Source organism: Streptomyces sp. NPDC033177, from assembly GCF_055577715.1.
This window is the reverse complement of the sequence record NZ_JBVIPS010000003.1, coordinates 404,302-428,593: the sequence shown is the minus strand read 5'-3', so window position 1 is coordinate 428,593 and position 24,292 is coordinate 404,302. Positions and strand designations below refer to the sequence as shown.

Sequence of the window (24,292 nt, the reverse complement as noted above, 5' to 3'; positions counted from 1 at the left end):
GGCCTTGAAGTTCAGCACTGCCTACCCGACGATCCTTGCCACAGTCGCAAGCCCCGTCCATGGTCGTACGCGCCCCTTTTCCGATGGGACCGCCTGCGCCGCCACTCCTCGGCGAGCAGTTCGTAGGAGCGCACCCGGTCGGCGTGGCCGTGGGTGATGGTGGTGATGAGCAACTCGTCGGCGCCGGTGGCTTCCTGGAGTTGTTCCAGGAGGTCCGCGACGCGGCCCGGGGAACCGGTGAACTGGGTTTCGGTGCGGTCCTCGACCAGTGTCCGGTCCGCGTCCGTCCACACGTGCGCGCGTGCCTCCTCCGGCGTGGGGTACGGGATGGCGCCCTCGGCCGTGCGGATGCTGCGGACCCATGGGCCGTAGCCCGCGGCGAGTTCGCGGGCGGTCTCGTCGTCCTGTGCGACGACCACGTCGGCGGAGACACTGACGTAGGGCTTGTCCAGCACGTCGGAGGGTGTGAACGCGGCGCGGTAGCCGTCCGCCGCTTCGAGCACCGTCCCTGGGCTGACGTGGTAGTTCGCGGCGAAGGGCAGGCCGTTTCGGCCCGCTGCGTCCGCGCTCTGCCCGCCGCTGCTGCCCAGGATCCACACCTGGATGTCGGCCCCCTCACCGGGGACGACATGCGCTTCGATGCCGTCCTCGGACCGGTACGTTCCCGCGAGCAGCGCGAGGATGTCGTCGACCTGCTCCCCGTAGTCCTGCGCTGTGGCGTTCGGCTGCTGGAGCAACTTGCGCTGGAGGGCGACGCGGGGTGAGCCGAGCAGATGCTCGTAGGAGAAGCGGGGCGGGATGCGCAGCCCGTTGGGGGCACGGCCGTCGACGACCGGGGTCACGGTCGGCGGCGCGGGGGCGGGCGTTGCGGGCGGCTTGCCCCCGGAGCGGCCGAGCCCCAGGTCGAGGCGCCCGGGGTGCAGCGCGTCGATCAGGCCGAACTCCTCGACCGTGGCGAGCGCGGTGCGGTGCCCGAGCTGTACGGCGCCTGCCCCGAGCCGGATCGTGGAGGTCGCGGCGGCGGTGAGGGCGAGGACGACCGCGGGCGAGGTGCCTGCCACGCCCGGGTTGAGGTGGTGCTCGGCGAACCAGTAGCGGGCGTAGCCGAAGCGCTCGGTCTGCCGGGCCAGGTCGATGGAGCGGTGCAGCGCCTCTGTCGCGGTGGAACCGGAGGAGACCGGAACCAGGTCCAGGACGCCGAGAGGGATCTGTGACATGGGTGTGGTCCTCCTCAGTGGCCGGCCGACGCGGGCACGGGCTCGGGGGCGTCCGCGCCCGCGTCGGGGTGGGCCAGGCCCAGGTGGTCGCGCAGGGTGGTGCCCTCGTACTCCGTGCGGAAGACGCCGCGCTCCTGGAGCAGCGGGACCACGGTGTCGGCGAAGGCGTCGAGACCGCCGGGGGTGATGTGCGGGACGAGGATGAAGCCGTCGGCGGCGTCGGCCTGGACGAAGGAGTTGATCGTCTCGGCGACGGTGGCCGGGGAGCCGACGAAGGACTGGCGGTTGCCGGTCTCGATGACCAGGTCACGGATGGACCAGTTGTTCGCGGCCGCCAGCTCGCGCCACTCCCGGGCGGTGGCCAGCGGGTCGCGGTACATCCGTACCTGGGCCCGGCCGCGGGCGATGGTGTGCTCACCGGGGTCCGGGTCGATGTCGGGCAGCGGGCCTTCCGGGTCGTAGGCGGAGAGGTCGCGGTTCCAGACGAATTCCAGGTGCTTGATGGCGGTGGCTCCGCTGACCTGGAGGCGCCGCACCTCCCGGGAGAGTTCCTCCGCCTCGGCGTCCGTGTCCCCGAGGACGAAGGTCGCGGCGGGCAGGATGAGCAGCTGGTCGTGGGTGCGGCCGTGGCGGGCGAGGCGGCCCTTGACGTCGGTGTAGAACGCCTGCCCTTCCTTGAGCGTGCTGTACCGGCTGAAGATCGCGTCCGCACCGGAGGCCGCGAATTCCCGCCCCTCCTCCGAGTCCCCGGCCTGGAAGATGACCGGCCGCCCCTGAGGGCTGCGCGGGACGTTGAACTGACCCTGGATGTCGAAGTGTTGACCCTGATGGACGAAGGCACCCGCCCGGGCGTCGCGCAGGAAGGTGCCGGTCTCCTGGTCGGCGACGATCTCGTCCCCGCGCCAGGAGTCGAACAACTCGTTCGCCGTGGCAAGGAACTCCTTGGCCCTGGAGTAGCGCTCCTCCTGCGGGAGGAATCCTCCGCGGCGGAAGTTCTCACCGGTGAAGGCGTCCCAGGAGGTCACGACGTTCCACGCGGCGCGTCCGCCCGAGAGGTGGTCGAGGCTGGCGAACTGGCGGGCCACCTCGTAGGGCTCGTTGAACGTGGAGTTGATGGTGCCGGTGAGGCCGAGGTGTTCGGTGACGGCGGCGAGCGCGCCGAGGACGGTGAAGGTGTCGGGCCTGCCGACGACGTCCAAGTCGTATATTTCGCCGCCCTGTTCACGGAGCCGAAGCCCCTCGGCGAGGAACAGGAAGTCGAACTTGGCGCGCTCGGCGGTCTGCGCGAAGTGCGCGAAGGAGCTGAACTCGATGTGGCTGCCGGCCTCGGGGTCGCTCCACACGGTGGTGTTGTTGACGCCGGGGAAGTGCGCCGCGAGGTGGATCTGCTTGAGCGGCTTGTCCGGTGTTTTGCTCATGACGAGGTCCTTCCGGCTCAGGCGGTGGCGGCCGCGTAGCGGCTCGCGGGGCGGGCGAGGCCGAGGAGGCCGCGCAGGGTGCCGGCTTCGTACGCGCGCCGGAAGGCGCCGCGCCGCTGGAGCTCGGGCACCAGGCCCCGGGTGATCGCCGGGAGGTCGTGGCCGACGACGGCGGGGCGCAGCCGGAAACCGGTGAGCCCGGCTCGCCCCAACTCGGTCAGCAGGTCGGCCAGTTGGGAGGCTGTCCCCGTGAACACCTGCGCGTCGCTGGTGTACGGGTGGCCCGCGAGGGCGTCCAGACGCTCGCGGCGGTCCGTGGCGGCGCCCGCATCGTCGTCGAGGAACACGACCAGGTCACCGAAGAGGTGCAGGGGCTCGTCGGCCCGCCCGGCGGCGTCCTGTTCGCCGCGGACCGCCCTGACGAGGGCGCGTGCGTGTCCGGCGTCGCGCGGAGTGACGTATCCGATGTCGGCCGAGCGGCCGAGCAGCCGGAACGGCGCGTGGGTCGGGGACTCGTGGGCAAGCGCGCTGACGATCGGCTGACCCTGTGGTGGCCTGGGTGTGATCGAGGGACCCTTGACCCTGAAGTGCTTGCCCTCGAAGTCGACGTAGTGCAGCTTGTCGCGGTCGATGAAGCGGCCGGTGGCGACATCCCGGATCTCCGCGTCGTCCTCCCAGCTGTCCCAGAGGCGGCGCACCGCTTCGATGTGGTCGGCCGCCTCGTCGAAGAGATCGGCGGTCAACTCCCGTACGTAGGGCCGTTCGAGGTCCTCGGTGCCGAAAGCGGGAAACGTGCGGCGCCCGAAGTGCGCGGCCTCGTTCCGGCGCGCCGACACCTGGACGCGCAGGCCCGCACGGCCCGCGCTCACGTAGTCGAGCGTGGCGATCGCCTTGGATATGTGGAAGGGCTCCGTGTGTGTGGCCACCACCGTCGGCACCAGACCGATGTGGCGGGTCAGCGGGGCGACGCGGGCGGCGATGAGGACGGCGTCGAGCCGCCCGCGGATCTGATCGGTGCGTCCGTCGGGTTCGGTGAAGTGCGAGGACTGCGGACCGAGCCCGTCCTCGATGGTCACGAAGTCGAGGAGGCCGCGCTCGGCCTCCGTGACCAGCTCGGCCCAGTACCGGGCGGTGAACAACTCCCCCGGGCGGGACACCGGTTCACGCCAGGCGGCCGGGTGCCAGCCCGCCCCGTCGAGCGCGACGGCGAGGTGCAGCGCGGCGGAAGGAGCCGAGGAAGCAGAAGAGGGCAGACGGGATGAAGGTGATGACGACACGAGAAGGGTGCCTTCCTGATCGACCGTACGAGAACGCCGGCCCCTCGGCTCCGAGGGTGCGCGGCGGCGGGTGACGGGTCAGGAACGACAGAGCGCGCCGGCGACACGCTGCAGGTCGATGTGGTGCCGGGAGTACAGATGCACCTGGCGGCTCGGGCCGATCGCCAGGACACGCGGACCGGGCACGAGCGGCAACGGCGGCACGGGCGGCAGCAGTGGCACGACCGTCACCTCCGCCCTTCCGGCTCGGCGGGCCCGCGGCCTCGCCGGTCTCGCACTGGTCAACTGCTCGGACGCTACGTGAGGTCGCAGCCGCACGCAACGCCCGTGGATCATGGCGTCCGCCCGCCTTCGTCAGGCACAACCACCGGGCCGCTCCATCTGTTCCGCCCCCGCGCTCTTTTCCGAACCCACGCCGGTGCGGCCGATGGATCGGGACGGCCGCGGCGGAACTGCCGCGGCCGTCCCGGAGATCACCAGATCCTGACGCGGTCCGCCCGGTCCAGCCAGAGGCCGTCGCCTTCCCTCGTCCCGAACGCCTCGTGGAACTCGTCGAGGTTACGGACGATGTTGGCCCGGAACTCCGGCGGCGAGTGCGGGTCGATCGTGAGGTACTGCTGCTCCTGCTCCTTGCGGCGCTTGGTGCGCCAGCAGTAGGCCCAGTTCATGAAGAGCCGCTGGGTGCCGGTCAGGCCGTCCTTCGTGGGCATCGGATCGCCGTTGAGAGCGATCTTGTACGCCGTGTGCCCGATGGTCAGGCCGCCCAGGTCGCCGATGTTCTCGCCCACCGTCAGCGAGCCGTTGACGAACTCGCCGGGCAGGTTCCGGGGCGAGAACGCGTCGTACTGCTTGACCAGCGCCTTCGACTTCGCCTCGAACGCGGTCTTGTCGGCCGCGGTCCACCAGTCGTTGAGGTTGCCCGCGCCGTCGTACTGCGCGCCCTGGTCGTCGAAGCCGTGGCCGATCTCGTGGCCGATGACCGAGCCGATGCCGCCGTAGTTCTCGGCGGGGTCGGCGTCGGGCGAGAAGAACGGCTTCTGCAGGATGCCCGCGGGGAAGCAGATCTCGTTGGTGCCCGGGTTGTAGTAGGCGTTGACGGTCTGCGGCAGCATGAACCACTCGTCGCGGTCGACCGGCGCGCCGATCTTGGCGAGCTGCCGGTCGGACTCGAATGCGTCCGCCGCCTGCGCGTTGCCGAGCAGGTCGTCCGCGGACACCTGGAGAGCCGAGTAGTCACGGAAGGTGTCGGGGTAGCCGATCTTGGGACGGAAGGTGGCGAGCTTCTCGTACGCGCGCTCCTTCGTCTCGTCCGTCATCCAGTCGAGCCTGGCGATCGACTGGCGGTAGGCCTCGAGGAGGTTGGCGACGAGGTCGTCCATCATCGCCTTGGAGCTCGGCGGGAAGTGCCGCGCCACGTACTCCTTGCCGACCGCCTCTCCGATGCAGCCCTCGACGAAGGCGACCGCCCGCTTCCACCGGGCGCGCAGCTCCGGGGTGCCGTTGAGGGTGCGGCCGTAGAACTCGAAGTTGTTCCGGACGAACGCGTCCGTGAGGTAGGGCGCGCAGGAGCGAAGGACACGGATCATCGTCCAGTCCCGCCACTGCTCGATCGGCACCTCGTCGAGGACCGCGGACAGGTGACGGAGGTAGGAGGGCTGACGGACGCACGACTCGGCGATGGTCTCTTCCGAGCCGCCGAGCCCCGCGACGTAACCGCGCCAGTCGAAGTGCGGTGCCAGGGTGATCAGTTCGTGCAGGGTGAGGAGGTTGTAGGTCTTCTGTACGTCACGTGTCTCGGCCCGCTCCCAGTGACCGGCGGCGAGCCGGGTCTCCAGGGCGAGGACCGCTTGCGCGGCCTCGGCGGGCGCGGCGTGCTGCCCGAGCGTGAGCAGCTCGGTGAGGTAGGCGACGTACTTCTCGCGGATCTCGGCGAACTTCTCTTCGCGGTAGTACGACTCGTCGGGCAGGCCGAGGCCGCCCTGGACGATGTTGAAGAGGTAGCGGTCGGAGTCGCGGTCGTCCGAGTCGATGTAGGAGCCGAAGAGACCGGAGCCGCCGATCCGCTCGAAACGGCCGAGGAACGCCGCGAGCTCCCGGGTGTCCCGCAGCCCCTTGACCTCGTCGATCAGGGGCTGTGCCGGGGCGAGCCCGCGGGCGGCGATCGTCTCCTCGTCCATGAAGGAGGCGTACAGCGTGGCGATCTTGCGCGCGTCATCCGGGACGGCGCCGGCCGTCGCGGCCGACGCGAGCTCCTGGATGATCACCTTGACTTGTTCCTCGGCCGTGTCGACCAACTGCACAAAGGGGCCCCAGCTGGAGCGATCTTCGGGGATCGGCTCGTTCTCCAGCCAGTGACCGTTGACGTGGCCGAACAGGTCGTCCTGCGGCCGGATCTCGGGGTTCATGCCCGCGTGGGCGTCATCCAGCATGCTCATTCACGCACCCTACGCGGACACGGGGCCCGAGCACGATCGGCCGGTCACCGCCGACCTGACCTCACCCCGCGACGTACTCCCGCAGATGCCGCGCCGTCACGGTCTCCCCCTCGGACACGAGGGCCGCGGGCGTGCCGGTGAACACCACCTGCCCGCCGTCGTGACCGCCGCCGGGGCCCAGGTCGATGATCCAGTCCGCGTGTGCCATCACCGCCTGGTGGTGCTCGATGACGACCACCGAGTTGCCGTCGTCGACGAGCCGGTCGAGCAGCGCGAGCAGCTTGTCCACATCGGCCAGGTGCAGCCCGGTCGTCGGCTCGTCCAGGACGTACGTCGATGACTTCTCGGCCATGTGGATCGCGAGCTTGAGGCGCTGGCGCTCGCCGCCGGAGAGGGTGTTGAGCGGCTGGCCGAGCCGCAGATAGCCGAGCCCGACATCGCTGAGGCGGCCGAGGATGGTGTGTGCCTGGCCCGAGGGGAAGAAGTCGTGTGCCTCGGCGACGGACATGCCGAGGACCTCGCTGATGTTCTTGCCGCGCAGCCGGTAGGTGAGGACCTCGGCCGTGAACCGCTCCCCCTCGCATTTCTCGCACACGGACGCCACCCCGGCCATCATCGCGAGGTCGGTGTAGATCAGCCCGATGCCGTTGCACTTCGGGCAGGCGCCCTCGGAGTTCGCGCTGAACAGGGCCGCCTTGACGCCGTTGGCCTTGGCGAACGCGGTGCGGATCGGGCCGAGCAGTCCGGTGTAGGTCGCCGGGTTCGAGCGGCGCGAGCCGCGTATCGGTGACTGGTCGGCCACCACCACGCCCTCCTGCCCGGAGAGGTAGCCGTGGATCAGCGAGCTCTTGCCGGAACCCGCGACCCCGGTGACCACGGCGAGCACCCCGAGCGGGATGTCGACCTCGACGTCCTTGAGGTTGTGCCGGTCGGCGCCCTTGATGGAGAGCTGCCCCTTGGGCACCCGCACCTGCTCGCGCAGCCGGGCCCGGTGCTCCAGGTGCCGCCCGGTGAGCGTGCCGGAGGCGCGCAGCCCGGCCACGTCGCCGGTGAAGCAGATCTCGCCGCCCGCCGTCCCGGCGCCGGGGCCGAGGTCCACCACATGGTCGGCGATGGCGATGACCTCGGGCTTGTGCTCCACCACGAGCACCGTGTTGCCCTTGTCGCGCAGTCGGAGCAGCAGGTCGTTCATGCGCCGGATGTCGTGCGGGTGCAAGCCGATGGTCGGCTCGTCGAAGACGTACGTGACGTCGGTGATGCTGGAGCCGAGATGGCGGACCATCTTCACGCGCTGGGCCTCGCCGCCGGAGAGCGACCCTGACGTGCGGTCCAGGCTGAGATAGCCGAGTCCGATCTCGACCAGCGATTCGAGCAGCTCGCGCAGGCCCGCGATCAGCGGCGCGACCGCGGGGTCGTCGAGGCCCCGTACGAACGCGGCCAGATCGCTGATCTGCATCGCCGAGCAGTCGGCGATGTTCAGGCCGTCGATCCTGGACGACAGCGCGTCCGCGGTCAGCCTGGTGCCGGCGCAGAGCGGGCACCGGGCGAACACCACGGCCCGGTCGACGAAGGCCTTGATGTGCGGCTGGAGGGAGTCGCGGTCCTTGGCGAGCCAGGTCCGCTGCATCTTGGCCACCAGACCCTCGTACGTGAAGCCGTTCGAGCCGACCTTCACCTTGACCGGAGCCTTGTGCAGGAGGTCGGCCCACTCCTGGTCGGTGAAGTCCCGGAGCTTCCTGTCGGGGTCGTGGAAGCCGGAGTTGACCATGATCTGCCAGCTCCAGGAGTCCACGGCGTAGTAGGGGACGGTGATCGCGCCCTCGTTCAGCGAGAGGTCGCGGTCCACGAGCTGGTCCACGTCGACGGTGGAGACCTCACCAGTGCCTTCGCACTCGGGGCACATCCCTTCGGGCAGATTGAAGCTGAAGGCGCCCGAAGTGCCGATGTGCGGGTCGCCGAGGCGACTGAAGATGATCCTGAGCATGGTGTACGCGTCGGTGGCGGTGCCCACCGTGGAACGCGAGTTGGCGCCCATCCGCTCCTGGTCGACGACGATCGCGGCGCTGAGATTGCGCAGGCTGTCCACGTCGGGGCGGCTCTGGCTCGGCATGAACGACTGGACGAACGCGGTGTACGTCTCGTTGATCAGCCGCTGCGACTCGGCGGCGATGGTGCCGAAGACGAGCGAGGACTTTCCGGAGCCCGAGACTCCGGTGAAGACGGTGAGCCGCCGCTTGGGGATGTCGAGCGAGACGTTCCGCAGATTGTTCGCGCGGGCGCCTCGCACCTGAATCTCGTGGTGGCTGTCGGCGGGGATGACCGTCACTGATGCTCCTTGGCCTGAACGGGCGGAAGGAAAAGCGTACACCGTACTCAGTGACGTGCGTACACCGTACCCACTATTTCTTCGACGTCGATTTCCGGGCCCAATTGCCGCCCCAGAGCGCTCAGTTGGTATGGACATGACCGCCGAGTCGCTCTTATGCTCCGCCTGAACTCATCATGAGAGCGCTCTCATCACCCTGTTCCTCCCCACCTCGACGGAACAACAGAAAGGGCACTGCCATGAGACGCAGAACCGGAGCCCGCATCGCCGTCTCCTCCCTGCTCCTGGTCGGCACCTGGGCAAGCGCCTCGCTCACCTCCACCGCCGGCGCCGCCCCCGCCCCCACTCCTCCCCCGGCCTCCGCGGGCATGCTCACCGCCCTCCAGGACGACCTCGGACTCACCGCGGGCCAGGCGCGCGAACGCCTCGCCGCCGAGAAGACCGCGACCCGCGTCGACCGCGCGGCACAGCGCGCGGCCGGCTCCACGTACGCGGGCTCCTGGTACGACGCGGCCACCGCGAAGCTCACCGTCGCCACCACCAGCGCGAAGAAGGCCGACGCCCTGCGCGAGACCGGCGCCGCCGTCCGCGTGGTCCGCCACAGCGCGAAGGCACTGGACGCCGCCAAGGAGCGCATCGACGCACTGGACGCGCCCAAGGGCGTCAGCAGCTGGCACGTGGCGCCGCGCAGCAACAAGGTCGTGGTGAACGTCGTCGCTGCTCAGAAGAACGACAACGATGTCCGGCGGTTCGTCGACCGGGCCCGGAAGGCGGGCCCCGTCCAGGTCGATACGGTCGGCAAGGCACCGAGCACGTTCGCCGCGGGCACCGTCGGCGGCGACCCCTACTACACCGGCAACGTCCGCTGCTCCATCGGCTTCTCGGTGCACGGAGGGTTCGTCACCGCGGGCCACTGCGGGCAGGCGGGAGCCGGGGTGCGCGGCTGGGACGGCTCGAACATCGGCAGCTTCCAGGGCTCCTCGTTCCCCGGCGACGACTACGCGTACGTCAGCGTGGGCAACGGCTGGTGGACCGTCCCGGTGGTGCTCGGCTGGGGCACCGTCTCCGACCAGCTCGTCCGCGGCTCGGCGGAGGCACCCGTAGGAGCGTCGATCTGCCGCTCCGGCTCCACCACGCACTGGCACTGCGGCACCGTCCTCGCCAAGAACGAGACCGTCAACTACAGCCAGGGCGCCGTCCACCAGATGACCAAGACGAGCGTCTGCGCCGAACCGGGCGACTCCGGCGGCTCGTTCATCAGCGGCGACCAGGCCCAGGGCGTCACCTCGGGCGGCTGGGGCAACTGCAGCGGCGGCGGTGAGACCTGGCACCAGCCCATCAACGAGATCCTCGGGCGCTACGGCCTGACCCTGCACACCGCCTGACGGCGGCGGACCGCGCCGGGCCCGCGGGAGGGCCCGGCGCGTACGCCGCTGCGGTGAGTCCTGGCGGCTGGATGGCCCTAACCGGGTTCACCGCGCTCACCCCGGAGGAAGGACTGCGGCTGCCACTGCCAGGAACGAACTGGTCCCGGAACCGCGCGTTCGGGGACGAACGGAGAACCGCGATGACAGCAAGGGCCTCTCGCCTGGACCGGGCCGGATCGGGGAGCGGGGCCCGCCGCCGCACCCGCGTCGGCACGAGGCTCCTGGCCACGGTCGCCGTGGGCGCGCTCACCATGGGAGCCGCGCAGGAGAGCGCACCGGCCGACGCCGGGGCCCCGGGGCAGGACCGGTCGCCCTTCACCGGGCTGCGGGCACAGCAGGGCCCGGTGCTCGCGGTGAAGTTCGACAACGCGCGCATGGCCAGGCCGCACACCGGCCTCGCGCAGGCGGACATCGTCTACGTGGAGAAGGTCGAGGGCGGCATGAGCCGGCTGATGGGGGTGTACTCCAGCCGCCTCCCCCAGGCCGTCGGCCCGGTGCGCAGCGCCCGGGAGTCCGACGTCGAACTGCTGCGGCAGTTCGGCCGCCCGGCCCTCGCCTACTCGGGGGTGCGCAGCTCGCTCAACAAGATGCTCGGGCAGTCGCCGCTGTACGCCCGCCCGGAAGGCCGCCTCCCCGGCGCCTACTTCCGCGACGGCAACCGGCCGGCCCCGCACAACCTCTTCGCCCGCCCCGAGGCCGTGCTGCGCTCGGCCCCGAAGGCCGACCACGCCGCCGACATCGGCTTTCGCTTCGGGCCTGCCCCGGCCGGCGGCTCCCGCACCGCGGCACGCACCGTCCGCTACGCCTCGGCCAGCCACACCTTCAGCTGGTCCTCCGGTGAGCGCCGCTGGCTCGCGTCCTTCGACGGGGCCCCGGCCCGCAGCAGCTCGGGGGCGCAGCTGGGCGCGCGGACCATCGTCATCCAGCACGTGAGCATGCCCCCGTCGCGCTACAAGGACGTCAACGGCGCGGCGACGCCGTACATCAAGACGGTCGGCAGCGGCAGGGCGACCGTCCTGCGCGACGGCAAGGCGTACCAGACCCACTGGAAGCGGTCCAGCCCCGAGGGCGGCACGACCTTCACGCTCTCCAACGGGCAGCGGATGCCCTTCGCCCGCGGGCAGGTCTGGATGGTCTACGCGGACCGCTGAACTCACGTTCGGCCACCCCGGACAGGCGTCAGCCCGGTGACCGTGATCGGTCACCGGGCTGACGTGCGTACTCCTGGCGGAGCGTCAGGTGCTCAGCCGCGTACGGACTCCAGCTCCCGGTCCTCGTCCTCCCGGCGCGCCGTGGGGAAGTCGCCGAGCTGCTTGTGCAGCTTCTCGCCCTCCACGTCGACGTTCGGCAGCGCGCGGTCGAGCCACTTCGGCAGCCACCACGCCTTGTTGCCCAGGAGGGCGAGCACGGCAGGGACGATCGCCATGCGGACGACGAAGGCGTCGAAGAGGACGGCGATGGCCAGGCCGAAGCCCATCATCTTGATCATGTCGTCGTTCTCCATGATGAAGCCGGAGAAGACGCTGATCATGATGACCGCCGCGGCGGCGACCACGCGTCCGCCGTGCGTGAAGCCGGTGACGACGGCCTCGCCGGGGCGCGCCCCGTGGACGTACGCCTCACGCATGCGCGTCACGAGGAACACCTCGTAGTCCATGGCGAGACCGAAGACCACGCCGATCATGAAGATCGGCATCATGCTCATGATCGGGCCCGGCTGGTCCACGCCGACGATGTCCGCGAGCCAGCCCCACTGGAAGACCGCGACGACGGCGCCGAGCGCGGCGGCCACCGAGAGGAGGAAGCCGAGCGCCGCCTTGAGCGGTACGAGGACCGAGCGGAAGACCAGCATCAGGAGCAGGAAGGCCAGGCCGACGACAAGTCCCAGGTAGGGAAGGAGCGCGTCGTCCAGGGTCTGCGAGAAGTCGATGGTCATGGCGGTCGCGCCGGTGACCAGGACCTCGGAGTTCGTCTTGTCCCCGAGCCCGTCGACGGTCGAGCGGATCTCCTTGACGACGCCCTCGGTCTTGTGGTCGCTGGGACCGGTCGTCGGCACGACGTTGAAGATCGCGGTGTCGTCGGACTTGTTGGGGTTCGCCGGAGTGACGGCGGCGACGCCGTCGATCTTGGCGATCTCCTTGCCGACGGTGCCTGCCGCGGCGGCGGCGCCCTTGTCCGTGTCGACCGTGACCATCAGCGGGCCGTTGAAGCCGGCGCCGAAGGACTCGGACAGCATGTCGTACGCCTTGCGCTGCGTGGTGTCCGGCGCCGATGTGCCCTCGTCGGGCAGGCCGAGCTCCAGGCTGGTGGCCGGTACGGCGACCACACCGAGGCCCACCACGGCGAGCAGAAGCACGGGGATCGGGCGGCGCAGCACGAAGCGTGCCCAGCGCGTGCCCAGCTTCGGCTTGGCGTTCGGGTCCTGCAGCTCGCTCACGGGCTTCTTGCGGTCCTTGCGGCGCAGCACCTTCTTGCCCGCGAAACCGAGCAGCGCGGGGATCATGGTGAGCGCGATGAGGACGGCTATCGCGACCGTGCCGGCCGCGGTCAGGCCCATCTTCGTGAGGATCGGGATGTTGACGATGGCGAGGCCGGAGAGCGCGACGATGACGGTGAGTCCGGCGAACACCACGGCCGAGCCCGCGGTGCCGGTAGCACGGCCCGCGGCCTCCTCCGGCTCGCGCCCCTCGGCGATCTCCGCCCGGAAGCGGGAGACGATGAAGAGCGCGTAGTCGATGCCGACGGCGAGGCCGATCATCATCGCGAGCGTCCCGGTCATGGCGGACAGGTCGAAGACGCTGCCGAGGGCCGCGATGCCCGAGACGCCGATGCCCACGCCGATGATGGCGGTGAGGAGCGGCATGCCCGCGGCGATCATCGAGCCGAAGGTGATGAGCAGGACGACCGCGGAGACCGCGATGCCGATGAGTTCGGCGGTGCCGCCCATCTCCTGCTCCGCCATGACGGCGTCGCCGCCGGTCTCGACGGTGTAGCCCGACTTGCGGGTGTCGTCGGTGGCCTTGGTGAGCGCGTCACGCGCCTTGTCGGTCAGCTCGGTGGCGGTCACCTTGTACGTGACGGACGCGTACGCGGTGGTGCCGTCCTTGCTGATGGCGTCGGCCTTGAACGGGTCGGCGACCTCGCTGACCTGCGGGCCCGCTCCCAGGGTCTTGACCAGCTGCTGGACGTCGCCCTTGGGACCGGACTCCCTCAGCTTCTCGCCCTCGGGGGCGCGGATGACGACGCGGGCGGTGGCGCCCTCGGCGCTGGCCGCCGGGAACTTCTCGTCGAGGAGGTCGAAGGCCTTCTGGGACTCCGTCCCCGGCATGGAGAAGGAGTCTTCGGGCGGTGCGGGTGCGGTGGCCGAGGCGAAGCCGACGCCGGCCAGCAGCACCACCCACATCAGTGCCACATAGCGGCGTCGCCGGAAGGCGAGGCGGCCCAGTTTGTAGAGGAACGTAGCCACGGCGAAGGGGCTCCCGTCGGTTTCGGCAGGCGGAGTGAGACCCCCCGCGGCACTATCGGCGCACGTCAGGGCGGTCAGCAGGTTCCCTTCAATAGTCCAGGCCCACTCCGGCCGGGAAGTCAGACTCAGAGTCGGACTGTGAGCCCACGGGTGCTGTAGTGCCATGCACGCAGGGTCATCCTCGGGGAGGAGATGTGATCAGGATGTGTAGGACCCACATCAAGTCGCAGGTCAGCGGAGGATTCGCCTCCGTACCGTGGGACACCTGTTCACCCGAGAACAACTCGCCCTCATACCACCTCAATAGAGGCGATAAGGTGTCGAGTCAGCTCTCAGATACTTGTCATCACCATCCAGGAGAACCTTCGTGACTCTTGCCATCGCGCCGTCTGAAGCAGCCACGCCGTCGGAAGTGTCCGAGCCGGTGGCCCGGGACGCCCGCGAGTTCGGTGCCTACGCACGGACCGGCGGCTGGGCCTTCGCCCTGAAGGTGGCACGCAGTGTGCGCCCCGGCGGACAGGGAGCCGACGAGACGCCGAAGGTCTCGGCGAAGGAGTTCAGCGAGCTGGCCGGCTGCTCCGCCGAGCGCGTCATGCGCTACTACAAGGCCTGGGACAAGGCCGCTGACGACGGTCTCGTACCCCTCTTCGAGGCGCTCACGCCCGGCGAGGACATCGAACTTCCGGACTCCGACGCCTGGTTGACGTACTACACCTCCCGCTCCAGCGCCCTCTCCCCGCGCGGCACCGCGATCACGGAGGCCGCCGAGGCCGAGGGCATCCGCCCCACCAAGGCGCTTGAGGTCGCCGAGAACCCCACCGCACTGCGGGCCGCGATCCTCGCCGACCCCGGCACCGCGGAGGCGGCGCGGCGCGCGCTGATGGACCGGCTCGACGAGGACCCGGCGCTGCGCACCGAGCTCGTCCGCGACATCGTGCGCGTGGACGACCTCAAGAAGGCGGTCGCGGCCGAGGCCAAGGCGGGCGACCGCGTCGACTACGTCCGCCAGATCGTCGACAAGGGGCAGGTCAAGACGCCGGCGGGCCAGCTGATCGACGCGCCCGCCGAGCTGAAGGAGGAGGCCGAGCGGCACCTGTCCCTCATCGACGAGCTCGATGAGGGCGAGGACTCCGGCGAGTGGGCCCGCGAGGCGTACGACACCGTGAAGGACCTGGTCGCCCAGACCGTCCAGAGCGACCCGCAGCTGCGGGTGCAGGAGCGCCGCGCCAAGTTCTACAGCAGCCTGCAGAAGGCGACGAAGGTCTTCGAGGAGCTGACCTTCGACGACGCCGAGGTCGACGACATCTATGAGGACGACATGCTGCTGCGCCTGGAGGAGCTGCAGAAGTCGATCGCCGCGTGCATCACGGCGCTGCAGACGGCGACGGCGGGCTCGGCCGCCGCCGGTTCCGCGGCTGCCGACGCCAATGCCGCTGCCACGGCCACCGCCGCCTCCGAGGCCGTCGCCGTCTTCGACGACATGCCCGTCTTCGACGACACGGCCGGCACAGACGAGACGGCCGACACGGCCGACACAGCGCAGGCCGCCGGCTGACGAACGACCGCGGGTCCCGCCCTCCCCGTACATCCCGATGATGACCATGGCCTCTCCCGTAGCCCTGGAGTCGTACGGAATGACCCACACGCGGAGGGATTCGCCGCACCCCACCGCGCTCGTAGCTTCTTGATCAACGTACGGAGACCGGCGTACGGAGTTGATCGAGAGGTCATGGATCTATGCACGGCAAGGCATTCGCGCCCGAGTATCAGGGCGAGCTGGGCGCGGCACTCGGGGTGAACTCCTCCTACGAGGAGGTGCTGACGGCGGCGGACCGCGCCCTCTCCCAGGCGGACACCGCACTGGAGAGGGCGCGTGCCGCACTCGCCCTGGCCGAGGCCAACCGGCGGCTCGGCCAGGTGGACAACGCGGGCTCCGCCTGGCGCCACAGCTACCGCAGTGCACGCGTCGCGGGGGACGCGGGCGCCATGGCCTGGGCACTGTGGAGCGGCGGCACGCTGGCCCGCCAATGCGGCCAACTGCGGCTCGCGCGACGGCTCCTGGCCTGGGGAGTCGCACTGGCCGACGACAGCGGAGAGCGGCTCGCACACGGCTACGCGCTCGCCGGACTCGCCGAGACGGGAAGAATCCAGGGAGACTACGCGGCGGTGGCCGCCCTGCACGAGCAGCTCCTGGAGCAGGGCAGGAAGCACGGGGAGGCGCGGCACATGGTGTGGGCGATGTCCGGCATCGCCCAGATGCGGCGCAACACCGGCGACTACACCGAGGCGCTCGAGCTGTTCGAGGAGTGCGTAAGGATCTCGGCCGACGCCCAGGACGCGCGGGGGCGCGCCTGGTCGCTGCGCGGGGTCGCCGACGTCCTCTCACTGCGGGGCGAGACGGAGAAGGCGCTCGCGCTGCTCTCGGAGGCGGAGGTCATCTGCCGGGCCATGGATCTGGCGAGCGCGCTCGCGTACAACCACAAGATGCGCGGCAACGTCCTCTACCGGCACGGGAGTTATGCCGAGGCGCGGGAGATGTACGCCATCGCCCTTGAGGAGTTCGACGCCATGCGGGAGCCGCGCGGCGCGGCCCTGTCCCGGCTCGGTCTGGTCAAGTCGCGGGCCAGGCTCGGCCACGACCGCGGCGAGACACTGGCCGAACTCGCCGTGCTGGAGGGCGACTTCGCGCGGATCGGGCTGCGGCAGGCGCGGGAGGCGGCGGTCGAGTTCCGCGACGAGATGGCCACCCAGCCGGAGCCGAGCATGACCTGACGCCGGCGTATCGGGGTGTCACTCGGCCCGGGTGATCCGGATGCCGACCGTCCCCTTCGTGCCGCGCCGGATTCTGCTGCCGAGCAGCGTGAGGCGGCCGATCAGGCCGTACTTGCGCGCGATGAGGGTGCGGTAGCGCGCGGTCTCCTGCGGGTCACAGATCTCGGCGGTGGCGGGGACCTGCTTGCCGGTGGGGTTGCCCCGCAGGTCACAGGGGCCGATCAGGACGTCGGCGCGGTTGCGGATCCGCTTGACCTTCCAGGAGTCCGCGGCCGTCCAGACGCCGAGTGCGGCACCGTCCTGGACCACCCAGACGGGGCTCGGCACCGGGGAGCCGTTCTTGCGGTAGCTGGTGACCAGGAGGTACTTCCCTGAGCCGAGCCCCGTCCGCGCTGCCTCGTCCACGTGACCGCTCCTGAGCTTCTGTTGACCCACGTACAAACCACCGACCGTGCGGATGTTACTCGCGAACACGTTCGTCTGACGCCTGTGGTTACAGGAGCGCCCGCGGGCCCCGGAGCGAACCGGGTCCCGCGGGCGCGTGGTGCGTGACGCTTGACGCGTATCGCTTGGCGCGTGTCGCTTGGTGCTCAGGCGCCCCAAGTTCCCTGGTTGACGGCGCAGTTCCAGCCGTTGCCGTGGACCTTGAACTTCACCTTGTACGACCTGGTGTTCAGCAGGCGCGTCTTGACCCGGACCCCGAGACTGGCCTTGCCCGCCAGGCTCTTGTCGTAGACGGAGATGGTCTTCGAGGTCTTGTGGGTGACCTTGCCGCCCTTCGCCTTCGCCGAACCGAAGCGGACGTTCTTGACGTTGCTGACGGTGAAGGTGACCTTCTTGAAGCTCTTGGTGCTCTTGTTCTTGAGGCCGAAGTACAGACCGTCGCCCTTCACCCAGCCACCCGGGCCGATGTAGAACCGGGACGTGTAGACGATGTCGATCGGGCAGCCGGCGCTCGTCGCCGAGGCGGTCGACGCCTTCGGCGCCTTCGGTGCGTCAGCCGCTGACGCCGATCCGGCCAGGCCGAGCTGAGCGGCCGTGAGGGCGCCTGCCGTGGCCAGGACTGCGGCGGTCGTACGTGCGTGGTTCATCAAGGCTGGTGCCTTTCCCCCTGCGGCCCTCTCGGGCCAACTGTCAGAATGATGCGATGGATGCGCACAAGGTGGTCCTCGTCCCTGTGCCGCCCGTATTTTTAGCAGGCGGACGGACATGAGTGGACATCAGGTTGTCCGAGCGCACAGCACCGTGACAAAAGCCGGACAATCACCGGGCGGTCCGCCGACGGTCCCTCACATCGGCGGCGGCGCGGGCGCGGGACCCAGCGTCGTGGTGCCCGAGGTGGTCCGTCGGGCGAGGCCGGTGCGGTAGGCGTCCATGGCGGCTTCCGTGCGTCCCGTGCGCCGGAGCAGGTCGCCGAGCAGACAGCACAGGCCGGCCACGTCCCCGGCCGCGCCCGCGCGTTCGAGCAGCGGCAGGGCGGCTCGGTAGTGCTCCTCGGCGCCCTCCGCGTCACCGCACTCCTCCGCGATGAGGCCCAGCAGCCGGTGAGCGGCACCCCGGTGCACCGCGCCGCGTCCGGCCCGAAGCGCCGGGATCTCCGTGGCCCGCGGACCGGCGGCAAGGAGCGGCCGCAGCAGCGCCTCGGCCTCCTCGGTCCTGCCGCGCCTGCGCAGCACGTCCGCGAGCTCCACCTCGACCTGGTGGGCGTAGAGCGCGGCCTTCTTGGCGGTGAGCATGTCGTGGGCGGTGCGCAGTTCGTGCTCGGCGCGTTCCAGGTCACCGTCCTGGGCGTGCACGTAACCGCGCATCCAGTGGCAGTGGGCGAGTTCGGTGCGAAGGTGAAGCTGCTGATAGAGGTCCTGGGCCTTGGCGAGGGACGCGTCGGCCTCGGCGATACGGCCCTGCGCGATGAGCGTACGGGCCACCCCCCGGTGCATGCCCGCGAGCAGCGCGGGGTCCTCCACGCGCGGCGCGAGCGCCAGGGCCAGCTCGGCGGCGTGCGCGGCGCGCTCGTGTGCGCCCATGTCCATGTACGGGGCGATGGACGCCGAGTAGAGGAGGAGCAGCGCGTCCGGGTCGTGCAGCCCCGAGGCGTTGAGCTGGTCGAGCGCGGTCTCCAACAGGTGGCACGCGTAACGGAGTTCGCCCGTGAGGCGGTGGGCGTTGGCGCGGCCGCGGATGGCGGGGACGCGGCGTGGCAGCGGCTCGTCGGCAAGCAGCCGCTCCACGGAGGTGAAGCACTCGTGTGCGTCATCGAGGTCGCCGGATTCGAGGAGGCAGTCACCCAGGCCGAGGAGTGCGGCTGCACGCTCCCCCGGCAGGGCGTGCTCGACGGTTTCGGCGCACAGCGCGCGGAAGAGGGGGGCGGCGTCCTCGGGGGAGCCGGTGGCCAGGGCGCGCCGCGCGTCGGTGAGGCGCAGGCGCAGCTCGGCGGCGAGGCGGGCCGGGCGTCCCGTGGCGAGCTCCTCGGGAGTGACGCCGAGCCGCTGCGCCAAGTGCCGGAGGGCCGCCTCGGAGGGCCGCACCTTGCCCGACTCAAGCGTGGAGATGTAGGCGGGCGTGTACGCAGGCTCGGCCAACTGGCGCTGGGTGAGGCTGAGTTCCGTTCGCAGTCGCAGGACGCGACGCCCGATCTCCGCGGGCTCGTCCGGTCGCACGCCCCCTGATCCGCTGTCCTTCATCTTTTCCCTTCCGGTCCGGCTTCGCACCCGAGCGATGCTCATCCCCGCCGGAAGCAAGCGGAGTGGGTGGTCCTGCCATCAACTCGGCTTTCTCACCGTCACCTTGCGTCTCAGGCATTGCCTGACTTCCCCTCAGCCCCTACATTGAACCGCGCCTTAAGCTCCCTTAACCCCCCACTTATATCGCGGACTTGCCGTGTTTCGGCGACTCGGTCCGCGCTGATCCCGGGAGATCGTCCATGCGTAGACACGCTTCCCGCATATCCGGCATACCCCGCATGTCCCGCAAGCGGCTCATTGTCGCCACCGGTGTCGCTCTGGCCGCGACGCTCGCCGTCACCGCGCCGGCCGCCGTGGGCCAGGGCTCGGGCCAGGACGGCGGCGCAGCGGCCGCCCAGGGCACCGACCGCGTCGAGGTCGAGTACTTCACCGGCCCCGACAGCCACCCCCGCCACACCGAGGTCCCGGCCTCCGCCCCGCTCACCAGGAAGGAGCGGGCCACCGTCCAGGACGACGGCGACGTCCTGCCGATCGTGGAGGCCGGAGCGAGCGACACCAAGGTCGACGTCGTCTTCATCGGCGACGGCTACACCCCGGCCCAGCAGGAGGACTTCCACGCGGACGTGCGCACCAAGTGGAAGGAGATGGCTGCCGTCGAGCCGTACGCCCAGTACGAGGACCTTTTCAACGTCTGGGCCGTCGACGCCCACTCGCAGGACTCCGGCGTCTCGGGCGACCCGACGAGCGACGTCCGCAAGAACACCGCCCTGAACTCGGCCTTCTTCTGCGACGGCATAGAGCGGCTGCTGTGCGTCGACACCAACAAGGTCGAGGCGTACGCGAGCAAGGCCGCCGACCCCGATCTCGTCATCGTGCTCAGCAACTCCACCAAGTACGGCGGCGCGGGCTACAACGCCATCACCTCGCCGTCCGGGTACGACGGCATCGGCACCGCCTCGTCCGACCACCCCGACTCGGACCAGGTCGCCGTCCACGAGACCGGCCACTCCTTCGGCAAGCTCGCCGACGAGTACTGGTACGACGAGAGCACCTACACCGGCCCCGAGCCCGGCGAGTCCAACCTCACCAAGCTCAGCGCCGACGAGATGGCCGCGCAGAAGGTGAAGTGGCACCACTGGCTCGGCCAGGCATCGCCCGACGGGGGCACGGTCGGCGCGTACGAGGGCGGCGGCTACCACGGGCACGGTCTCAACCGCCCCACCGAGGACTCGATCATGCGCACCCTCGGCCGCGAGTTCAATCTGCCGGGACGTGAGGCGATGATCGCGGGCTTCCACCAGCACGCACCCGTGCTCACCTCCGCCACCCCCACCGACCGCAAGGTGCGCGGCACCCAGCGGATCCGCGTCGAGGCGTCTTCCCACGCCGCACTGCGCTGGTACGTCGACGGCCGCGAGGCACGGAAGGCGCGGGGCGCGGGCAGCGTGACCCCCAAGGCGCTCGGGGTGCCGGCCGACGGCCGCGCGCACACCGTCACGGCCCGCGCCACAGACCGGAACAAGGCGGTCCGCGCCCCGGAGCTGCGCAAGCTGATGTCCGGTTCGCTCAGCTGGCAGGTCGCCCGCTGACGGACCCGTCGACGGACCGAGACCGCCGCCTGACGGCAGGACCCCACCCCTGTCGTCAGGCGGTGACCAGCAATACTTCGGGTCATGACCACGCACCCCGAGCAGGCGCGGGACGCGGCGACCCCCGCCCCGGAGTGGACGCTGCAGGCCGCGGAGCCCACCGACGTCGAGACCATCGCCGAGCTGCGCGCGACGGTGATGCGACCGGATCTGGAGCGGCTCGGCCGGTTCGACGAGCATCGGGTGCGCCAGAGATTCCGGGATGCCTACCGCCCCCGGGACACCTCAATGATCCTCGTCGACGGCGCCTTCGCGGGCTGCGTCGCCCTGCGGCCGGCCGATGACTGCCAGTGGCTCGAGCACTTCTACCTCGACCCCGCCTTCCAGGGCCGGGGCCTTGGGTCGGCCGTGCTCCGTGGGCTGCTCGTCCGGACCGACACAGACCAGGACGTCGTCCGCCTGAACGTCCTGCGGGGCAGCGCGGCCCGGCGTCTTTACGAGCGCCATGGCTTCGGCGTGGAGAACGAAGACCCCGTGGATGTCTTCATGGTGCGACGGCCTGGCTGAGAATTGGCCCATGCCCAAGGCCCCCGAATGGTCCACGGCCCGGACCACTGGGCTGGCTAGCCTCCTGGCGTCAGTGAAGGTACCGGCCCAACGGCCGCCTGCTCCGGGAGCGTTGTGCCGATCCAGATCCTGCCGCCCGCGGGAGCGCCGCGCGTGCTCGCCGCCGCCCAGCTGTGCAACTCGCTGGGCGACGGCGCCTACTACGTGACCTCGGCCCTCTACTTCACCCGTGTCGTCGGCCTCTCCCCCACCCAGATCGGGCTCGCGCTCACGGTCGCGTGGGCCATCGGTTCCGTGACGGGGGTCCCGCTGGGCGCGCTCGCCGACCGGAAGGGGCCGCGGGGTACGGCGGTGCTGCTCGCCCTGGCCACCAGTGCGTCGGTGGCGTCCTTCCTGTTCATCCGTTCCTTCGTTCCGTTCTTCGTCGCGGCCTGCCTGTACGCGGTCGCCCAGTGCGGGCTCGCGGCGGCACGGCAGGCGCTGCTCGCGGGTCTGGTCACGCCGGGCGCTCGCACGGGCGTCCTGGCCCACCTCCAGTCGACGCTCAACGCCGGTCTCGCCGTCGGGGCGGCACTCGGTGGCATCGCCCTGCACCACGACACGCGCGAGGCGTATCTGGCGGTCTTCGCTCTGGACTCGGTCAGCTTTCTGCTCTGCGCGCTGGTGCTGCTGCGGCTGCCCGCGGTGCCGCGGACTGTGGGGCGCGGGAAGGGCGAGCCGCGCCTCGCGGTGCTCCGCGACCGGCCGTACGCCGTCATCACCGCGCTCAACGCGGTCCTACTGCTGCGGATGCCCCTGCTGAGCCTGGCGATCCCGCTGTGGGTGGTGGAGCGGACGAACGCGCCGAGCTGGCTGGTCTCGGGACTCTTCGTCCTCAACACCCTTGCGGTGATGGCGTTCCAGGTCCGCATGGCCCGTGACATCGACGGCCCGCGCTCGGCCACCCGCGCGGTACGGCGCTCCGGCCTCGTCATGCTCGCCTCGTGCGCGGTCCTCGCCTGCTCGGCGGCGGGGCTCCCGGTGTGGGCGACGGTGGCGGTCCTGGTGGCGGGGGCGGTGCTTCAGGTCATCGCGGAGATGCAGCAGTCCGCGGGCTCCTGGCAGATCAGTTTCGACCTGGCGCCCGCCCATCAAGTGGGCCAGTATCAGGGCTTCTTCGGCTCCGGAATCCCCGTCGCCCGTACCGTCGGCCCGCTCCTGCTCACCTCGCTCCTCGTGGTGTGGGGCGTGCCGGGCTGGTTCGTCCTCGGCGGGATCTTCGTCGGGGCGAGCCTCGCGACGGGGCCCGCCGTGCGGTGGGCGGAGCGGTCGCTGGTCGCACGCGTGGGCGCGAGGCGCGGAAGCGGCGAGGCGTATATTCATCGGCCGACCGCCGGCACGCCGAGGGATGGGTACTCCGCACATGGGTGACCTCGTAGAGATCGACGAGTCCTTGGTCCGTTCCCTGCTCCGTGTGCAGCAACCGGATCTCGCGGGCCTCGACCTCCACGGGGCGGTACGCGGCTGGGACAACCAACTGTGGCGGCTCGGAGCGGACTTGGCCGTACGCATCCCGTGCACCGAACGCGCCCCGGACCTGCTCCGCAAGGAGCACCACTGGCTCCCCGGCCTGGCCGCACGCCTTCCCCTGCCGGTGCCGACGCCCCTGCGGATCAGCGAACCGTCCGCCCGCTTCCCGAAGCCGTGGACCGTCACGGCCTGGGTCCACGGCGAACCGGCCGACCGCGCGCCCTTCACCCGCGGTGACCACGCGGCCGAGGCGCTGGCGAAGTTCCTGCGGGCGCTCCATGTGGAGGCGCCCGCGGACGCACCGGTCAACCCGACGCGCGGCCTTCCTCTCCATCACTACGCGCCCGGACTCGACGAAGGCCTCAAGGCTCTCGCCACCTTCAGTGAAGTCCCCGCCCGTGTACGTCACTTGTGGGAGGACGCCGTCTCGGCCCCCGAGCCGCCGGGCCCGCCGGTCTGGCTGCACGGCGACCTGCATCCCGCGAACGTCGTCGGCTCCGACGGCACTCTGTCCGGCGTGCTCGACTTCGGTGAACTCTGCGCGGGAGACCCCGCGACCGACCTCTCGGCGGCATGGCTGCTCCTTCCCGCGGGCGCGGCCTCACGGTTCTTCGACGCCTACGCCCTCGCGGACGAGGCGACCGTCAGGCGCGCCCGGGGCTGGGCGCTGCTCCGTGCCGTCGGCCTCATCCACATCGGCCGCGCAGGGGAGCAGGGGCTCCCCGGCGGGAAGCGGAGCTGGGGTGCGGCGGGCCGGGCGACGCTCGACCGCGTCCTGGCGGACTGCTGACACCTCGGCACGTCCCGACCTCACCCGTCCCCCTCCCGGTAAAATCCCCCCTTGTGCCGAACATCCGCCACTCCCCCCGCGCGACCACCGGCCTCCTCCCCCTCCGTGCGGGCGCGGAGGTCGACGCGCACCGGCACGACGAACACCAGATCGTGTACGCGGGCCAGGGCGTCCTGTCGGTCACCACCGACGCGGGCAGCTGGGTCGCCCCCGCGACGCGGGCCATCTGGATCCCCGCGGGAACCGTCCACGAGCACCGCGCGTACGGCGACACGGACCTGCACCTGGTGGGCCTGCCGGTGCCGGACAACCCACTGCGCCTCGACCGGCCCGCCGTCCTCGAAGTCGCCCCACTGCTCCGCGAGTTGATCATCGAGTACACCCGGAAGCCCGAGCCGCCCGAGCCTCGTGACGAACGCGGCGCCGAGCGCCATCGCCTGCGGGCCGTCCTGCTCGACCAGCTCCGCCACTCGACCCAGCAGCCCGTCCACGTACCGGCGGCCCGCGATCCACGCCTGGTCGCGGTGTGCGACATCCTCCGCGCCGACCCTGCGGACCCCCGGACCCTGGCCCAGCTCGGCGCCGCGACCGGCGTCAGCGACCGCACCCTCACCAGGCTCTGCCGGACCGAACTCGGCATGACCTTCCCGCAGTGGCGCACCCAACTGCGCCTGCACCACGCCCTGTGCCTGCTGGCCGACGACACCCCGGTCACCGTGGTCGCGCACCGCAGCGGCTGGGCGTCGAGCAGCGCCTTCATCGACGTCTTCCACCGCGCCTTCGGCCACACGCCCGGCACTTGGCGGACGCACACCTGA

The 24,292-nt window shown here is 70.7% G+C and carries 19 protein-coding genes; 9 read left to right on the top strand and 10 right to left on the bottom strand.

All coding sequences use genetic code 11. The features are described 5' to 3' along the window. Positions 1-11 precede the first annotated feature (11 nt). The 6 genes from ACZ5U5_RS13125 to ACZ5U5_RS13100 form a co-directional block, all read right to left on the bottom strand. Positions 12-1,217: an LLM class flavin-dependent oxidoreductase gene (locus ACZ5U5_RS13125; RefSeq protein ID WP_469020151.1), complete on the bottom strand. Its 1,206-nt coding sequence runs from the start codon at positions 1,215-1,217 to the stop codon at positions 12-14. Positions 1,218-1,231: 14 nt separating this feature from the next. Further along, positions 1,232-2,635 (bottom strand): NtaA/DmoA family FMN-dependent monooxygenase, encoded by a 1,404-nt coding sequence (locus tag ACZ5U5_RS13120; RefSeq protein ID WP_469020150.1) that lies wholly within the window; start codon positions 2,633-2,635, stop codon positions 1,232-1,234. Between the two features lie 17 nt (positions 2,636-2,652). Then, on the bottom strand, positions 2,653-3,912 hold the full coding sequence (locus tag ACZ5U5_RS13115) for an LLM class flavin-dependent oxidoreductase (RefSeq protein WP_469020149.1): 1,260 nt from the start codon (positions 3,910-3,912) through the stop codon (positions 2,653-2,655). Between the two features lie 78 nt (positions 3,913-3,990). After that, positions 3,991-4,134 (bottom strand): putative leader peptide, encoded by a 144-nt coding sequence (locus ACZ5U5_RS13110; protein WP_469020146.1) that lies wholly within the window; start codon positions 4,132-4,134, stop codon positions 3,991-3,993. 251 nt (positions 4,135-4,385) lie between these two features. Continuing rightward, entirely contained in the window at positions 4,386-6,347 is a 1,962-nt protein-coding gene (locus ACZ5U5_RS13105; RefSeq protein ID WP_469020143.1) for a M13 family metallopeptidase, read from the bottom strand. A gap of 61 nt (positions 6,348-6,408) precedes the next feature. Further along, positions 6,409-8,673, bottom strand: a complete 2,265-nt coding sequence (locus ACZ5U5_RS13100) for an ATP-binding cassette domain-containing protein (protein ID WP_469020140.1) — start codon at positions 8,671-8,673, stop codon at positions 6,409-6,411. A gap of 239 nt (positions 8,674-8,912) precedes the next feature. Here ACZ5U5_RS13100 and ACZ5U5_RS13095 point away from each other — a divergent pair, with 239 nt between their 5' ends. Together ACZ5U5_RS13095 and ACZ5U5_RS13090 are read left to right on the top strand one after the other, a co-directional pair. Then, complete coding sequence (locus ACZ5U5_RS13095) at positions 8,913-10,058, top strand: S1 family peptidase (protein WP_469020138.1); 1,146 nt, start codon at positions 8,913-8,915, stop codon at positions 10,056-10,058. A gap of 182 nt (positions 10,059-10,240) precedes the next feature. Beyond that, on the top strand, positions 10,241-11,251 hold the full coding sequence (locus ACZ5U5_RS13090) for a DUF3048 domain-containing protein (RefSeq protein WP_469020137.1): 1,011 nt from the start codon (positions 10,241-10,243) through the stop codon (positions 11,249-11,251). A 92-nt stretch (positions 11,252-11,343) separates the two neighbouring features. Here the strand turns inward: ACZ5U5_RS13090 and ACZ5U5_RS13085 are convergent, their stop codons facing one another. Further along, positions 11,344-13,566, bottom strand: a complete 2,223-nt coding sequence (locus tag ACZ5U5_RS13085; protein WP_469020134.1) for an MMPL family transporter — start codon at positions 13,564-13,566, stop codon at positions 11,344-11,346. 367 nt (positions 13,567-13,933) lie between these two features. Between ACZ5U5_RS13085 and ACZ5U5_RS13080 the strand changes: the two genes are divergently transcribed. Together ACZ5U5_RS13080 and ACZ5U5_RS13075 are read left to right on the top strand one after the other, a co-directional pair. Beyond that, complete coding sequence (locus tag ACZ5U5_RS13080; RefSeq protein ID WP_469020133.1) at positions 13,934-15,121, top strand: hypothetical protein; 1,188 nt, start codon at positions 13,934-13,936, stop codon at positions 15,119-15,121. Positions 15,122-15,303: 182 nt separating this feature from the next. Continuing rightward, a complete protein-coding gene (locus ACZ5U5_RS13075) occupies positions 15,304-16,338 on the top strand; it encodes a tetratricopeptide repeat protein (protein WP_469020131.1) in 1,035 nt (344 codons plus the stop codon). A gap of 18 nt (positions 16,339-16,356) precedes the next feature. Here ACZ5U5_RS13075 and ACZ5U5_RS13070 read toward each other — a convergent pair whose 3' ends face one another. The 3 genes from ACZ5U5_RS13070 to ACZ5U5_RS13060 all read right to left on the bottom strand — a co-directional run bounded on the left by ACZ5U5_RS13070 (position 16,357) and on the right by ACZ5U5_RS13060 (position 19,019). Further along, complete coding sequence (locus ACZ5U5_RS13070; RefSeq protein WP_469020128.1) at positions 16,357-16,743, bottom strand: PPOX class F420-dependent oxidoreductase; 387 nt, start codon at positions 16,741-16,743, stop codon at positions 16,357-16,359. 185 nt (positions 16,744-16,928) lie between these two features. Beyond that, positions 16,929-17,429, bottom strand: a complete 501-nt coding sequence (locus tag ACZ5U5_RS13065) for a hypothetical protein (protein ID WP_469020127.1) — start codon at positions 17,427-17,429, stop codon at positions 16,929-16,931. 198 nt (positions 17,430-17,627) lie between these two features. Further along, a complete protein-coding gene (locus ACZ5U5_RS13060) occupies positions 17,628-19,019 on the bottom strand; it encodes a helix-turn-helix domain-containing protein (RefSeq protein ID WP_469020124.1) in 1,392 nt (463 codons plus the stop codon). A 239-nt stretch (positions 19,020-19,258) separates the two neighbouring features. Between ACZ5U5_RS13060 and ACZ5U5_RS13055 the strand changes: the two genes are divergently transcribed. The 5 genes from ACZ5U5_RS13055 to ACZ5U5_RS13035 all read left to right on the top strand — a co-directional run bounded on the left by ACZ5U5_RS13055 (position 19,259) and on the right by ACZ5U5_RS13035 (position 24,292). After that, positions 19,259-20,608: a M64 family metallopeptidase gene (locus ACZ5U5_RS13055; RefSeq protein WP_469020122.1), complete on the top strand. Its 1,350-nt coding sequence runs from the start codon at positions 19,259-19,261 to the stop codon at positions 20,606-20,608. Positions 20,609-20,692: 84 nt separating this feature from the next. Continuing rightward, entirely contained in the window at positions 20,693-21,175 is a 483-nt protein-coding gene (locus ACZ5U5_RS13050) for a GNAT family N-acetyltransferase (RefSeq protein WP_469020120.1), read from the top strand. Positions 21,176-21,289: 114 nt separating this feature from the next. Continuing rightward, complete coding sequence (locus ACZ5U5_RS13045; protein WP_469020119.1) at positions 21,290-22,585, top strand: MFS transporter; 1,296 nt, start codon at positions 21,290-21,292, stop codon at positions 22,583-22,585. Next, positions 22,578-23,474 (top strand): aminoglycoside phosphotransferase family protein, encoded by an 897-nt coding sequence (locus ACZ5U5_RS13040; protein ID WP_469020116.1) that lies wholly within the window; start codon positions 22,578-22,580, stop codon positions 23,472-23,474. The genes ACZ5U5_RS13045 and ACZ5U5_RS13040 overlap by 8 nt, the downstream gene beginning before the upstream one ends. Before the next feature lie 53 nt (positions 23,475-23,527). Further along, a complete protein-coding gene (locus tag ACZ5U5_RS13035) occupies positions 23,528-24,292 on the top strand; it encodes an AraC family transcriptional regulator (protein ID WP_469020115.1) in 765 nt (254 codons plus the stop codon).